Annotated in this window: 13 protein-coding genes; 4 read left to right on the forward strand and 9 right to left on the reverse strand. The window is 70.9% G+C overall.

The window, feature by feature from the left end; translation table 11 throughout:
• The 3 genes from ACWC2B_RS37620 to ACWC2B_RS37630 form a co-directional block, all read left to right on the forward strand.
• A partial coding sequence (locus ACWC2B_RS37620) for an ArnT family glycosyltransferase (RefSeq protein WP_450724782.1) occupies positions 1 to 1697 on the forward strand: 1697 nt, incomplete at its 5' end.
• A gap of 576 nt (positions 1698 to 2273) precedes the next feature.
• The gene (locus ACWC2B_RS37625) at positions 2274 to 3785 is read left to right on the forward strand and encodes an MFS transporter (protein ID WP_450724784.1); all 1512 of its coding nucleotides are present in this window, start codon (positions 2274 to 2276) and stop codon (positions 3783 to 3785) included.
• A gap of 109 nt (positions 3786 to 3894) precedes the next feature.
• Entirely contained in the window at positions 3895 to 4689 is a 795-nt protein-coding gene (locus ACWC2B_RS37630) for a TetR/AcrR family transcriptional regulator (protein WP_450724786.1), read from the forward strand.
• A 402-nt stretch (positions 4690 to 5091) separates the two neighbouring features.
• On the opposite strand, the gene ACWC2B_RS37635 is transcribed toward ACWC2B_RS37630, so the two are convergent.
• The 3 genes from ACWC2B_RS37635 to ACWC2B_RS37645 form a co-directional block, all read right to left on the reverse strand.
• Positions 5092 to 5910 carry a YceI family protein gene (locus ACWC2B_RS37635; protein ID WP_450724788.1) on the reverse strand — a complete coding sequence of 273 codons (819 nt, stop codon included), beginning with the start codon at positions 5908 to 5910 and terminating at the stop codon, positions 5092 to 5094.
• A gap of 204 nt (positions 5911 to 6114) precedes the next feature.
• Positions 6115 to 8580: an MFS transporter gene (locus ACWC2B_RS37640; RefSeq protein ID WP_450724790.1), complete on the reverse strand. Its 2466-nt coding sequence runs from the start codon at positions 8578 to 8580 to the stop codon at positions 6115 to 6117.
• A gap of 68 nt (positions 8581 to 8648) precedes the next feature.
• Positions 8649 to 9122: a MarR family winged helix-turn-helix transcriptional regulator gene (locus ACWC2B_RS37645; protein ID WP_450724792.1), complete on the reverse strand. Its 474-nt coding sequence runs from the start codon at positions 9120 to 9122 to the stop codon at positions 8649 to 8651.
• A 250-nt stretch (positions 9123 to 9372) separates the two neighbouring features.
• On the opposite strand from ACWC2B_RS37645, the gene ACWC2B_RS37650 reads away from it, so the two are divergent.
• Positions 9373 to 9591 carry a hypothetical protein gene (locus tag ACWC2B_RS37650; RefSeq protein ID WP_450724794.1) on the forward strand — a complete coding sequence of 73 codons (219 nt, stop codon included), beginning with the start codon at positions 9373 to 9375 and terminating at the stop codon, positions 9589 to 9591.
• A gap of 37 nt (positions 9592 to 9628) precedes the next feature.
• On the opposite strand, the gene ACWC2B_RS37655 is transcribed toward ACWC2B_RS37650, so the two are convergent.
• The 6 genes from ACWC2B_RS37655 to ACWC2B_RS37680 form a co-directional block, all read right to left on the reverse strand.
• A complete protein-coding gene (locus tag ACWC2B_RS37655; RefSeq protein WP_450724796.1) occupies positions 9629 to 10387 on the reverse strand; it encodes a hypothetical protein in 759 nt (252 codons plus the stop codon).
• 60 nt (positions 10388 to 10447) lie between these two features.
• Positions 10448 to 11299, reverse strand: a complete 852-nt coding sequence (locus tag ACWC2B_RS37660) for an RNA polymerase sigma factor SigF (RefSeq protein WP_053725878.1) — start codon at positions 11297 to 11299, stop codon at positions 10448 to 10450.
• A 246-nt stretch (positions 11300 to 11545) separates the two neighbouring features.
• Entirely contained in the window at positions 11546 to 12421 is an 876-nt protein-coding gene (locus ACWC2B_RS37665) for an RNA polymerase sigma factor SigF (protein ID WP_450724798.1), read from the reverse strand.
• Between the two features lie 220 nt (positions 12422 to 12641).
• Positions 12642 to 12935, reverse strand: coding sequence for a Dabb family protein (locus tag ACWC2B_RS37670; RefSeq protein WP_450724800.1), 294 nt, complete (start codon positions 12933 to 12935; stop codon positions 12642 to 12644).
• A 44-nt stretch (positions 12936 to 12979) separates the two neighbouring features.
• Positions 12980 to 13141, reverse strand: a complete 162-nt coding sequence (locus ACWC2B_RS37675; RefSeq protein ID WP_189965863.1) for a hypothetical protein — start codon at positions 13139 to 13141, stop codon at positions 12980 to 12982.
• Between the two features lie 443 nt (positions 13142 to 13584).
• On the reverse strand, positions 13585 to 13908 hold the full coding sequence (locus ACWC2B_RS37680) for a hypothetical protein (RefSeq protein WP_450724803.1): 324 nt from the start codon (positions 13906 to 13908) through the stop codon (positions 13585 to 13587).
• Between the last annotated feature and the right edge of the window lie 332 nt (positions 13909 to 14240).

Genomic DNA, 14240 nt, shown 5'->3' on the forward strand with positions numbered 1-14240 from the left:
GCCCGGCCGCGGGGCTGATCGCGGGCGCGGTGCTCGCGCTGACCCCGGTCGCGGCTCTGATGTTCCGCTTCAACAATCCGGACGCGCTGCTCGCGCTCTTGATGACGGTCACCGTGTACTGCGTGCTGCGCGGGCTTGAGGACGCCCGTACGAAGTGGCTGGTGTGGGCCGGGGTCGCGATCGGCTTCGCGTTCCTGACCAAGACCCTGCAGGCCTTCCTCATCCTGCCGCCGCTCGCCGTCCTGTACGCGGTGTGCGCGCCCACGCCGGTACGCCGCCGACTCGGCCAACTCGCCTTGTCCGCAGGCGTGTTGGTGGCCTCGGGCGGCTGGTGGGTGGCCGCCGTCGAGCTGTGGCCCAAGTCGTCGCGCCCGTACGTCGGCGGCTCGCAGCACAACTCCTTCCTTGAGCTGACCTTCGGCTACAACGGGCTCGGCCGGATCAACGGCGACGAGACGGGCAGCGTCGGCGGCGGGGCCGCGCGGGCGGGCGGCATGGAGTTCCCGGGCGGCATGCGCGCGGGCGGCGGTGGCGGCTGGGGCGAGACCGGCATCGGCCGCATGTTCAACTCCGAGATCGGCAGCCAGATCTCATGGCTGCTCCCTGCGGCCCTGCTCCTGCTGATCGCGGGCCTCGTCGTCACCTGGAAGGCCAAACGGACGGACACCGCACGCGCCGCGTTCCTCGCCTGGGGCGGGGCGCTACTCATGACCGCCGTGATCTTCAGCTTCATGGCGGGGATCTTCCACCAGTACTACACGGTGGCGCTGGCCCCCTACATCGCGGCGCTCGTCGGCATGGGCGTCACCGTCCTGTGGGAGGAGCGCTCGCGCAGCTGGGCCGCGCTCGCGCTCGGCGTGACGGCGGCGGCCACGGCCGTCTGGTCGTACGTCCTGCTCGGCCGCACCCCGGACTATCTGCCGTGGCTGCGCTGGGCGGTACTGATCGGCGGGCTAGGGGCGGCGCTGGGCCTCGCGCTCGCGGGCCGGCTGAACCGGAGGGTGGCGCTGGGGGTGGCCGGGCTGGGGGTCGCGGCCTCGTTGGCCGGGCCGGTGGCGTACTCGGCCGGCACCCTCGACACCGGCCACACCGGCTCGATCGTGACGGCGGGGCCCGCCGGGGCGGGCATGGGCGGCGGCCGGATGCGGTTCGGGGGTGGGCCGGGCGCAGGGCAGACCGGCGGGCGCCCGAGCCAGGGGCACATGGGCCAGGGCCAGGGCATGCCGGGCGACGGCATGGGCCGGCCGCCCACGCCCCCCGGCCAGACCGGCGCCACGCAGGGGCGGCGTGGTGGTGCCATTGGCGAGCGCGGCGGCATGGGTGGTCTGCTCGACGGCGCCAAGGTGAGCGCCGAGGCCGAGGCGCTCTTGGAGAAGAACGCGGGCCGGTACACGTGGGCCGCGGCCGCCATCGGCTCGCAGAACGCCGCGAGCTACCAACTCGCCACCGAGAAGCCCGTGATGGCGATCGGCGGCTTCAACGGCAGCGACCCGTCGCCGACGTTGGCCCAGTTCAAGAAGTACGTGGCTGATGGAAAGATCCACTACTTCATCTCCGGCGGTGGCGGCATGCTGGGCGGCGGCGGGGGAGGAGGCCAGGCTGGTGGCGGGTCGATCGGCAGCTGGGTCGAGTCGTCCTTCAAGAAGGTCACGGTGGGTACGGCTACGTTCTATGACCTGACGGCACCGGTGGGTTAGACGCTCCGCGGGGGCGGCGGCTTCATCTGCGGGCCGGTGGGGGCTGGTCGCGCAGTTCCCCGCGCCCCTGAACCCGTCTTCGTCCTCGCGCCGTGGGTGGCTGGTCGCGCAGTTCCCCGCGCCCCAGCAGTACTGGTGCTGGCCGGCATCGGAGCATTTCAGCCCGTCATGGGGGTCCCCCCTGGCCCTTAAGGCCTTGGGGGAGTTTGAGGACGAGCGCCCTTGAGGCGCGAACGGGGTCTGGGGCGGAGCCCCAGGTGGCGAGTCCAGCCCACCCACACCCCCGGAGGCCACGCGGCGGAGCCGCAGAATGTCACAGCGGGAAGGGGCGGGGTGGGGGAGAACCCCGGGTCTGGGGCCCCCGGCGCCCGGGGTCGCGTGCGCCGGAGCCGCGAGCGTGGGCTCCAACCAGCCTGTTGCTGCGGCCAGTTGAAGCATTCGACGGTTTGGTTCGGCAAGCCTTGCGGAAGCGACCGACCGGCCGCCGCCAATAAATCGCTTTACAGCGTAGAAGAGTCTCCCTTACGGTGTACATCGCTACCCCACTTACACCGTATAAGGAGCTAGGGAGCCGCAATGACGGCAACGACCGCCGAGAATCCGACCATCCCCACCGGGCACCCGCAGCGCTGGCTGATCCTCGGCGTCATCTGCGTGGCCCAGCTCACGGTGCTGCTGGACAACACCGTCCTCAACGTCGCCATCCCTTCGCTGACCACCTCGCTCGGCGCGTCCACCGCCGACATCCAGTGGATGATCAACGCGTACTCGCTCGTCCAGTCGGGCCTGCTGCTCACCGCGGGCAGCGCGTCCGACCGCTACGGACGCAAGAAGATGCTCGCCGCGGGCCTCGCCCTCTTCGGACTCGGCTCGCTGGCCGCGGGCCTCGCGCAGAACTCGGGGCAGCTGATCGCCGCCCGCGCGGGCATGGGCGTCGGCGGGGCGCTGCTCATGACCACCACGCTCGCCGTCGTCGTCCAGATCTTCGACGACGAGGCCCGGATCAAGGCCATCGGCATCTGGGCCACCGTCAACTCGCTCGGCTTCGCCGCGGGCCCGCTGATCGGCGGGGTCATGCTCGACCACTTCTGGTGGGGCGCGATCTTCCTGGTCAACATCCCGGTCGCGGCGCTCGGCCTGGTCGCCGTGCTCGCCCTCGTGCCGGAGTCCAAGAACCCCCAGGGCGACCGGCCCGACCTGCTCGGCGCGCTGCTCTCCACGATCGGCATGACCGGGGTGGTCTACGCGATCATCTCCGGGCCGGGCCACGGCTGGCTCTCCGGCCATGTGCTGGCCTCGGCGGCCGTCGGTCTCGTGTTCCTCGCGGCGTTCGTACGCTGGGAGCTGTCCATCGAGCACCCGATGCTGGACATGCACTTCTTCCGCAACCAGAAGTTCATCGGCGCGGTCGCCGGCTCGATCCTGGTCGCCTTCGGCATGGGCGGCTCGCTGTTCCTGCTCACCCAGCACCTCCAATTCGTGCTCGGATACGGCCCGTTGGAGGCGGGGCTGCGCACCGCGCCGCTCGCGCTCAGCGTCGTCGTGCTCAACATGTCGGGCGTCGGCGCCAAGCTGGTCACCAAGGTCGGCACCCCGCGCGCCATAGCCATCGGCATGACCGCGAACGCGGCGGGGCTCGCCTCGATCGCGCTGCTCGGCGGGCACAACTACGGCGGCACGCTGCTCGGCCTCGTCGTGATGGGCGCGGGCATCGCGCTGTCCATGCCGGCCATGGCCAACGCCATCATGAGCGCGATCCCGCCGGAGAAGGCGGGCGTGGGCGCGGGCGTGAACGGCACGCTCGGCGAGTTCGGCAACGGGCTCGGCGTGGCGGTGCTCGGCGCGGTGCTGAACTCGCGGTTCGCGGCGCTCGTGCCGGTCGCGGCGGCCTCGCTGCCCGCCGCGCTCGCCGCCGCCAAGAGCGACGCCGAGCGGGGCCGCATCGCGGACGCGTTCGCCTCCGGCCTGGAGACCAGCCAGCTGGTCGGCGCGGTCGCCGTGCTCGCGGGCGGCCTCCTCGCGGCGGTCCTGCTGCACCGCGCGGAACGAAGCGCGCCCGCTCCCGCCGGGGCGGCTCCCGCCGCATAGCATCGACGGGGGTGAGAGCCCAGAAATCCGGACATGCCCCCTGAGGGGCGTGGCCCTTGTGGACAGGACCCTGCGGGGTCGGCACGACCAAGGCCCGAGGAGGACGGCGATGGTGTCGGCGGCGGACCGTACGAAGGATGCGGCGCGTACCAGCGTGTGGCTCGGGAGCAAGGCGGGGAACCGGGTGCGGCGGGCGGAGGCGCCCGCCTCCTCCGAGGGCGGCCCTGCTCTCGACCGGGACCGGATCACCGCCGAGGCCGTACGGCTGCTCGACGCCGAAGGGTCCGCCAAGTTCTCCATGCGGCGGCTCGCGGGCGAGCTCGGGGTGACCGCGATGTCCCTGTACTGGTACGTCGACACCAAGGACGACCTCCTCGAACTCGCCCTCGACTCCGTGTTCGCCGAGATCGAGCTGCCCGACATGGAGGACGAGGCGGCCGACTGGCGCGACCAGCTCCGCGCGATCGCCGTCGGCTACCGCGCGATCTTCGTACGCCACCCCTGGGCGTCCGCGCTGATCGGCCGCTACCTCAACATCGGGCCGCACTCGATGGCGTTCTCGCGCACGGCCTGGCGGATCCTGGCCCGCACCGGGCTGCCGCCGCACGGGCAGATGGGCGGTCTCGCGGCGGTCTTCCAGTTCGTGTACGGATTCGGCACGATCGAGGGGACCTTCGTGCGGCGCTGCGAGGCCGCGGGGGTCACGCAGGACGAGTACTTCGCCCAGGCGATGGGGGCGTTGAACGAACAGCCCGAATACCGGGCGCAGTTCGAGGACGCGGCGGAGTTGATGGCGGCGCGGGGCGGGGAGACGGTGGCGGAGATGCGACAGCGGGACTTCGACTTCGCGCTGTCGCTGCTCGTGGCGGGGATCGAGGCGCTGAGCGAGCGCGACCCCGCCTGACGGGTTGCGCCGAGGGTGGTCCTGGGCTCCGCCCCAGACCCCGTTGAGCCCCCCACCCCACCCCTTCCCGAAACCCGCCGGGGGTTGGAAGTGGGTGAAGCCGGTTTTCCTGGGGCTCCGCCCCAGACCCCGTTCGCGCCTGAAGGGCGCTCGTCCTCAATCTCCCCCAAGGCCTTAAGGGCCAGGGGGGACCCCCATGACGGGCTGAAATGCTCCGATGCCGGCCAGCACCAGTACTGCTAGGGGCGCGGGGAACTGCGCGAGCAACCACGCACGGCCTGCGGCCGAAGGGCGGTTTTTGGGGCGAGGGGAACTGCGCGACCGCCCCGACGGCCCGCAGTCGAAAGCTCCGCACCCCCCCACCCCCCGCAGAGCCCGACCCGCCAGGGTCAGACGCCAGGGTCAGACGCTCGGCAGGGTCGCGCCCTGGACGGTCTGGATGTCCAGTTCCACCCGCAGCGTCGTGCCGATCGCGGAGATCCCCGCCTGCACCACCTGGTTGTAGTTCATCGCGAAGTCCTCGCGCCGCAGTTCCGCCGTCGCCCGGTACGCGGCCCGCACCCCGCCCCACGGATCCGGCCCCGTACCCAGGTACGTGAGGTCGAGGTCTACCTCGCGGAGTACTCCGTGCAGGGACAGCGAGCCCTTCACCGTCCAGCGGTCCGGGCCGGCCGGGACGAGGTCCGTGCTGCGGTAGGTGATCTCGGGGAAGCGCTCGACGTCCAGGAAGTCCGGGGACTTCAGATGCCCGTCGCGCATCGCGTTGCCCGTGTCGATGGAGGCCGCGCCGATGACCGCCTCGACCCGCGACTTCTCCAGGTCCTCCGCGATCTCGATGCGCCCGCCGAACTCCCCGAACCGCCCGTGGACGCTGGAGATCCCCAGGTGCTGGGCGACCGCGCCGACCGACGAGTGCGCCGGGTCGATCGTCCAGGGCCCCGGCGGCGGCAGCTCGACGCCGCCCTGGCGGGCCAGTACCACCGTGCCGACCGCGGCCCGGCCGCTCGCCGTCACCAGCGCCGTGGAGGCCGCGGGCGCGTACCCGACGGCCGTCACGATCACCGTGTACGGGCCCGGCGCGAGGGCCACGTCCGCCGACACCGAGCCGTCCTCGGCCGCCGAGGCGCGCAGCACCTGCGTGCCGGTCATGTCGGTCATCGTCACCACGGCGTGCGAAACCGCCCAGCCGTCGCGCGTCCGTACCTGTGCCCGCAGTCCCATCCCGTTTTCTCTCCTCATGTGCAACTCAGGTGCGAAAGGCCAAGTGCAAAAGCCAAGTGCGAAAGGCCAAGTGCAAAAGGCCGGGCCCCGGGGGCGGGACGGCGGGCCGTCCCCTGCCCGCCGCCCCTTCCCCGGGGCCCATTTCCACGCCGGGTACGAACGCCGCCTCCGCTCGAAGCGGCCCCGCACCCGGGGGTCTGTGAACTACTCGCCCGGGTGGGCGAGTTCGATGTCGTGGCCGTCCACCCCGCGGCCGGCCACGGTCAGCGAGCCGGCCACCGGCGGGTAGCCGGTCGCGATCAGGGTGTACTCGCCGGCGTTCAGGTCGGCGAAGGCGTACGCGCCGTCGTCGCCCGTCGTCGTGCCGGCGACCACGTTGCCCGCCGCGTCGAGCAGCGTGACCCGGGCATCGGCCAGCGGACGGCGGTCGACGCCGCCCCGGATCGTGCCCTGGACCAGCGCGCCGGCCTGGAGCGCGGCCTCGACGCGGGTCACGCCGTACCCCGCGATCTCCACCGGCAGCGCCAGCGGGCGGAAGCCGTCCGCGTTGACCGCCACCGTGACCTGGCCCGGAACCAGCTCACCGAAGGTGAACTCGCCCGCCGCGCCCGACTTGCCGGTCGCCAGCAGATCGCCGCGCACATCGGTCACGATCACCATCGCGCCCTCGACGGGCGCCCCGGTCTCGGCCGCCTTCACCGCGCCCGTGAGGCCGCTGGTGCCGGACAGGAGGATGTCGTACGCGAGCGGCTCGGTGCCCACGACCACGGTCGAGGCCTGCGGCTGGAAGCCGTCGGCGGCCGCGATCAGGACGTACGATCCCGCGCCCGGCGCGGCGAGCAGGTACCCGCCGTCCGGGCCCGCCACCGCGCGGCCGAGCTGGCTGCCGCCGAGCGAGATGAGCGTGACGGCGGCGGAGGCGACGGGCGCCCCCTCGGCCGCCCGGACCGTGCCGCGCACCGGAGTGCCTTCGAGTATCGCGGTGGTGGCCTCGGGTGCCTCAACTGCCGCCGCCTGGGCGGGAATTGATGCCGGAGCGGGGGCGGCGGCGGGCGCCTCCCGGGTCTCAGCGGCACCGGCCGCACCGGCCGCCCCTGTACGCAGCGGAATCTCCTTGATGAACAGGGTGATGAAGAACGCGAGCAGCGCGCACGGTGCCGCGTACAGGAACACATCGCCGACACCATGCCCGTACGCGCTCTCGATGACGGTACGGATCGGCGCGGGCAGCGTGGCCAGGTCCGGGATGGTGCCGGAGCCGCCGCCGCTCTTGGCGGCGGCCGCACCCTGCGGGCCGAGCGCGGTGAGGCCGTCGGTGACGTAGTGGGTGACCCGGTTGGCCATGACCGCGCCGAGCGCCGAGACGCCGACCGCACCACCGAGGGAGCGGAAGAACACGACGACGGAGGAGGCCGAGCCGAGGTCGGCGGGTGAGACCTGGTTCTGGGTGCACAGGACCAGGTTCTGCATCATCATGCCGATGCCGAGGCCCATCAGCGCCATGTAGATCGAGAGGTGCCAGTACGGGGTGTCGTACCGCATCGTGCCGAGCAGACCGAGGCCCGCCGTCACCAGGACACCGCCGCTGACCAGCCACGCCTTCCACTTGCCGGTCTTGGTGATGACCTGCCCGGAGACGGTGGACGCGACGAACAGTCCGCCGATCATCGGGATCGTCATGACACCGGACATCGTCGGCGTCTTGCCGCGCGCCAGCTGGAAGTACTGGGAGAAGAAGACCGTGCCGGCGAACATCGCGACACCCACGAAGAGCGAGGCGAGCGAGGCCAGCGTGATGGTGCGGTTGCGGAAGAGGCGCAGCGGGATGATCGGCTCGCTGGCCTTCGACTCGGCGAGCACGAACAGCGCGCCGAGCACGATCGAGCCGCCGACCATGGCGTACGTCTGCCACGAGATCCAGTCGTACTTGTTGCCCGCGAAGGTCACCCAGACGAGGAGCAGCGAGACCGCGGCGCTGATCAGGAAGGCGCCGGTCCAGTCGACTTTGACGTCCCGCTTCACGACGGGGAGCTTCAGGGTCTTCTGCAGGACGATGAGCGCGATGATCGCGAACGGCACGCCGACGTAGAAGCACCAGCGCCAGCCGAGCCAGTCGGTGTCGGTGATCAGGCCGCCGAGCAGCGGTCCGCCGACCGTCGCAACCGCGAACGTGGCGCCGAGGTAGCCGCTGTAACGGCCGCGCTCACGCGGCGAGATCATGGCGGCCATGATGATCTGGGCGAGCGCGGAGAGCCCGCCGACGCCGATGCCCTGAACGACCCGGCAGGCGATGAGCATGCCCGAGCTCTGGGACAGACCGGCCACGATCGAGCCGGAGACGTAGATGACCAGGGCTATCTGGACCAGCAGCTTCTTGCTGAAGAGGTCCGAGAGCTTGCCCCACAGCGGGGTGGTCGCGGTCATCGCGAGCAGCGAGGCCGTCACGACCCAGGTGTACGCGGACTGGCCGCCGCCCAGGTCGCTGATGATGTGCGGCAGGGCGTTGGAGACGATCGTCGAGGACAGAATGGCGACGAACATGCCGAGCAGCAGCCCGGACAGCGCCTCCATGATCTGCCGGTGAGTCATCGGCGCGCCGTCACCGGCGGGCGCGTGCCCGCCATGCTTGGCGTGGCCGCCCCGCACACCGGCTGGTGTGGTCGTAGCCATGAAGTTCCTTGTCTTGTACGTCTGTTGGGCAGGTGTACGGGTGTGGTGCTGTGCGGTGTTCTGTGGTGCTAAGCGGTTGTACGGGCTGTCTCGGGACCTCGGACGTGAGGTGCCCGGCAGTCCCCGAAGGAGTCCCGCAGGCGGGCCAGCATGGTGTTGAGCTGACCGACCTCGTCGTCGGTCCAGTCGCTGAGGGTGTGCGCGAACATCTCCGTGGTGCGCAGCCCGAGATCGTCGATCATGGCCTGGCCCGCCGGGGTGAGCCGCAGGATCCGCGAGCGCTTGTCGGCGGGGTCGGCGGACCGCTCGATCCAGCCGCGCTGCGCGACGTGCGCGACATGACGACTCGTCACGGACATGTCCACCGCGAGGAGTTCGGCGAGCCGGCTGATCCGCATCTGGCCGTGCCGCTCCAGGAGAGTGAGCACGGCGGCGGACCCGCCCGGGCACTCGGGCGGCAGGATCCGCGCGAGCCCGCGCTTGACGGCCCCGATGGCACTGAGCTGCCGGGCCAGCTCCTCATAGAGGCTCTGTGTGGCCATGGACGACACCTCCCGACATCTTGTTGCTTCGGGCAACCATAAGATTGTTGGTTGCCGAAGGCAAACTAAATGCGGGAATGGACGGCAAAGGAAGCGCAAAGCCTTTGCATGCGAAAACCCAAGTTGCAGGTGGGGGGCGTTGCGGCCGTCTTCGCGGAGTCTTCACGAGCGTGTGGGGGTTGGCTCGCGGGCGTGTTCGCGCGGGGGCGGGGGTTGGGCGGGATCCCCATCTTCGCTAGGGTCCTGCCCCATGGCACACAACCCCCACGCGCCCCAGGGTCCCGAGGGCAACTACGACCCGGCGGGCTCCACGCAGATGTTCCGCGCCTTCGTCGACGAGGGCGCCCCGCAGGGCCGCCAGGCGGCGACCCCGGCCGCGGCTCCGGCGGGCCCGCGCGTCGGCCTGATCGTCGGAGTGGTCGCGGTGATCGCCGTCCTCGCGGCGGTGGCCTGGCTGGCGCTGGGCTGAGCAGCGGATCCGGGCGGGGTGGGGAATCCCGAGGCCCTCACCCCCAACTCGCCGTAACCGACCGCGTCTCCACATGCATCCCCAGCGGCACCCGCCACGCCTCCACGCACACCCCGTACGTACGCGAGGAAGCCGCCCCCGCGGCAATCGGCACCGGCAGCGCCTGACGGGACGTAATGGTTGCCCAGTCCACTCCGAGCAGCCCGATGATGTGCGTCGCGAACATGACGCTGCCGGACTTCACCGCCGTACCCCCGCTGTTGCGGAACTGGACGGTCACGTTCTCGCACCACCGGTGATCCCCCGCCGAACGGCTGGGCGCCCCGAGGCTGAGCACCGCGGGCCCGGCGGGCCTGGCGGAACCGGAAGGCGTACCGGACGGGGCGGGAGGAGTGCCGGGGGCGCCGGGGGTTCCCGGCGCGCCCGATGAGCCGCCGGGGTGCGAACTCCCCGGCGTGGCAGGGGAGTTGGAGGGGTTGCCACCTGGAGCCACCGGGGTCGCGGGAGTCTGTCCGGCCGAGGCGCCGGGGCCCTGCGGCACCATGGGCGTACCAGTACGAGCGCCCGGCCCCGTGCCCGAAGGCCCGGACGGTCCGGGCGCGGCCGAACCGTCCAGCGGGACCAGCTGAACACCGTCCCGTGGCGGCACCGCGTGGTCCGGACCCGAAGGGCCGCCTCCCGCCGCACCGACCGCCACGTATCCGGTTCGTTCCCCGCCGCCGGCGCAGGCGGCGAGGGTGCCGCCCAAGGCCAGTACCACCACCGAGGCGCCGATCAGCGCAGCACGTCGTCGCATCGCGCCAGTGTGTCTGACGGAGCGTCAATTCACCAGGGTGGAGCGGGAGTCGGGCGGGGTTCAGTCGGAGATGAGGCCCTCGCGGAGCTGGGCCAGGGTGCGGGTGAGCAGGCGCGAGACGTGCATCTGCGAGATGCCGACCTCCTCGCCGATCTGAGACTGCGTCATGTTCGCGAAGAAGCGGAGCATGATGATCTGCCGTTCCCTGGGCGGGAGTTTGGCGAGCAGCGGCTTCAGCGACTCGCGGTACTCGACTCCTTCGAGCGCCGTGTCCTCGTATCCGAGCCGGTCCGCGAGCGAGCCCTCGCCGCCGTCGTCCTCGGTGGCGGGCGAGTCGAGCGAGGAGGCGGTGTAGGCGTTGCCGACCGCGAGCCCGTCGACCACGTCCTCCTCGGACACGCCGAGAACGGCGGCCAGTTCGGGGACGGTCGGCGAACGGTCGAGCTTCTGGGCGAGCTCGTCGCTGGCCTTGGTGAGGGCGAGCCGCAGCTCCTGGAGGCGTCGCGGAACCCGCACCGACCACGAGGTGTCGCGGAAGAACCGCTTGATCTCGCCGACGACCGTGGGCATCGCGAACGTGGGGAATTCCACGCCCCGTTCGCAGTCGAAACGGTCGATCGCCTTGATCAGTCCGATCGTGCCGACCTGGACGATGTCCTCCATCGGCTCGTTGCGACTGCGGAATCGGGCCGCCGCGTACCGCACGAGCGGCAGGTTGAGCTCGATGAGCGTGTCGCGTACGTACGTGCGCTCCGGGCTGTCGGTGTCCAGCGTGGCGAGGCGCAGGAACAGGGAGCGGGACAGCGTGCGGGTGTCGATTGCTGCGGTGTTTGCGGCGTGTCGGCGCACGGTCGGTGCGGGTGCGCTCTTGGTGAGCGTGAGCACCTTCGAGCTGCCCTGTTCTGCGGACATGCCACCCCCTTGAGGTCGCGGACGGTCGCGTTGGGCTACGACCATCGGAGGAAGCAGCCTCCACCTGAATACCGGAGGCGGGGCTGCGGCAAACGCGGTTTCAGCAGAATGTCACATGTCGGCAACACGCTGTAGTGACATGTCGACAAGGCGGGCCCGAGTACGTGCAGGAAACAGGGGGTGTGGGGTTTTTCGGGCGGAAATTTTTTACCGGCCCGAGACGGGAGCCCGGCTCACTCGAACCGGTTATGCCTCGATTCGATTTGCGGATCGAAGTCGGGCGAAGCTCCTGGCCAGGAGCCTTGACACATGCATCTGCGACACTCCCAATTCCTGGCTGATCTGGGACTGTGTCAGATTGCTGTAATAGCGGAGCATCAGGATCCGCTGTTCGCGTTCGGGCAGCTGTACGAGAAGGTGGCGGACCAGATCGCGGTGTTCGACGCCGGCGAGCGCGGGGTCCTCGTAGCCGAGCCGGTCGAGCAGCCCGGGCAGGCCGTCGCCTTCCTGGGCGGCTTCGAGCGAGGTCGCATGGTAGGAGCGGCCCGCCTCGATGCAGGCGAGCACCTCGTCCTCGCCGATCCTGAGCCGCTCGGCGATCTCGGCGGTGGTGGGGGAGCGCCCGTGCAGGGTCGTCAGGTCCTCGGTGGCGCCGTTGACCTGCACCCAGAGCTCGTGGAGGCGGCGCGGGACGTGCACGGTGCGGACGTTGTCGCGGAAGTACCGCTTGATCTCGCCGACGACGGTGGGCATCGCGAAGGTGGGGAACTGGACGCCGCGGTCCGGGTCGAAGCGGTCGATCGCGTTGATCAGCCCGATCGTGCCGACCTGGACGACGTCCTCCATGGGCTCGTTGCGGGAGCGGAACCGGGCGGCCGCGTAGCGCACCAGCGGCAGGTTGGCCTCGATCAGCGCGCCGCGCACCCGGCCGTGCTCCGGGGTCCCCGGCGTAAGTCCCTTGAGCTGGCCGAACAGGACCTGGGTGAGGGCGCGGGTGTCCGCACCCCTGGTGGAGGTTCTGGCGGGGCCCCTGGGGCCCTCCGAGGAGTCCTGGGCGGGTACTTCGGGGGCGTCCTGGGGCTCGTTCTGGGGCGGCACTTGAGGCGTAGTACTGGCCGGCACGGTCACGCCACCCCTTAGTCCTCGGTCAACTCATCCGTCAAAAGCGGTCATAGCATCACAAGACATGTCCACTGTGTGCAAGCACCGTATAACCACGTGTTGAGGGCAAGTTGGGGCAGATGGCCCCGGTCAGAGGGCTGCCGAGGCACGAAAAAACCCCGCACCTCTCGGATGCGGGGCCGGGCCGCGTACCGGATCCGCCAAGGGATCCCGTACGGGGTCAGAACGGGTAGTCGGCGATCACCCAGGTGGCGAACTCGCGCCACTGGCCGGCCGCGTCCTGGTGGGCGGGGTGCTCCAGGTAGCGCTTGAGCGCGTCCTCATCCGCCACGGCGGAGTTGATGGCGAAGTCGTACGCGATCGGCCGGTCGGTGATGTTCCAGGCGCACTCCCAGAACTCGATCTCGGGAATGAGCCCGTCGAGCTCCTGGAAGGCCTTCACGGCGGCGACCACACGCTCGTCGTCGCGCTCGACGCCCTCGTTGAGCTTGAGCAGGACCAGGTGGCGGATCATGACTTCTCCATACGGTTACGTCGCTTACGACAGGGTGGACGGGCTCAACGGACCAGGTTGGTCATGAACTCTCCGACGCCCTTGGCCGCGCTCGATATGCCCTCGAACCCCGTCTGGACCATCCCGGCGGCCTGCACCGGCGACGTGATGATCGTGTACAGCACGAACACCACGGCGATGTAGAGCAGGACCTTCTTGACGTCCACTGTGCCTTGCCCCTCCCCGGAAACGGCGCCACCCCTGTGCGGTCGGGTGAGTCTAACCGCCACCCGTCCGGTACTCACCCGGCCTTTAAGGACCAAGGGCCCGGCGATCGGGGCCCTTTGCCCGACGGTACGGACGTGACGGGAGAGCAGGATGGTTCCTGAGCCCACCACATCTGGCAGGAATGCGGCGGGCGAGGAACAGGACCTCACTGCGGGGTCCGCGCCGCGAGCTTCCCCCCTGACCGCGGCGCAGGACTTGCGGGTTCTGTTCTCATCGGGGGGAGCGGCTTGTCCCCCCGATGCCGCTCCCCCCGTCCAACGTCGAAGCCCCGGTCACTTCCGCGACCGGGGCTTCTTCGCGGTGAGGGGCGGGGCGCCGGGCAGGCTCCGTGCTGCCCGGAAGCTACCTGAGCCCGTCAGTCGCCTCAGCCACCTCAGCCACCTCAGTCGTCGAATGCCTCGTTCAGCAGGGCGCCGCCGACCAGGCCTGCCGCGCCGGCGCCGAGGACGGCGCCCGTGCCGAAGCGGCGGCCGCCCTGCTGCTGCGGTTCCTGCGGGTATCCCTGCTGCACCGGCTGCGGGTAGCCCTGCTGCTCGGGCTGCGGATAGCCCGCGCCCGCCTGGGGCGTGTAGTACGGGGCGGGCGTGGTCTGGATGCGCTGGGCGCAGCCGCCGCAGGCCTGGATCTGCCGGGGCACACCCCACTGAGGGGACCACGTCACGGGTGTCGTGCCGGGGCCGTGGTGGGGGTCGAAGAAGCACGTCATGTCGAAACTCCCTGCTGGTTGCGGTGGTGTGGCGGTGTGCCGGTCCCGGGCGTGTCCCGGGCGGCGGTACCCGATGCCGGAGCAGCGGGTGGTAGGGGGGACGGGGCGTACGGCGACGCCGCTGCGGGTGCGGGTGCCGGTGCCGGGTTCGGGCGCAGGATGTGGGGCCGGCGGCCAGTAGGAGCGCCCGCACTCCCCTCAGAGCCTGTGTCTAAACCCCGCCCGGGCCCGTGGCGTCTGGCACGCACTCCCCCAAGGCCTTAAGGGCCAGGGGGACCCCCATGCCGCGTTGCCGAAACGCCCTAGTAGCTCCTCCCCCAAGGTCTTGAAGA

This window comes from Streptomyces sp. NPDC001415 (assembly GCF_053597395.1).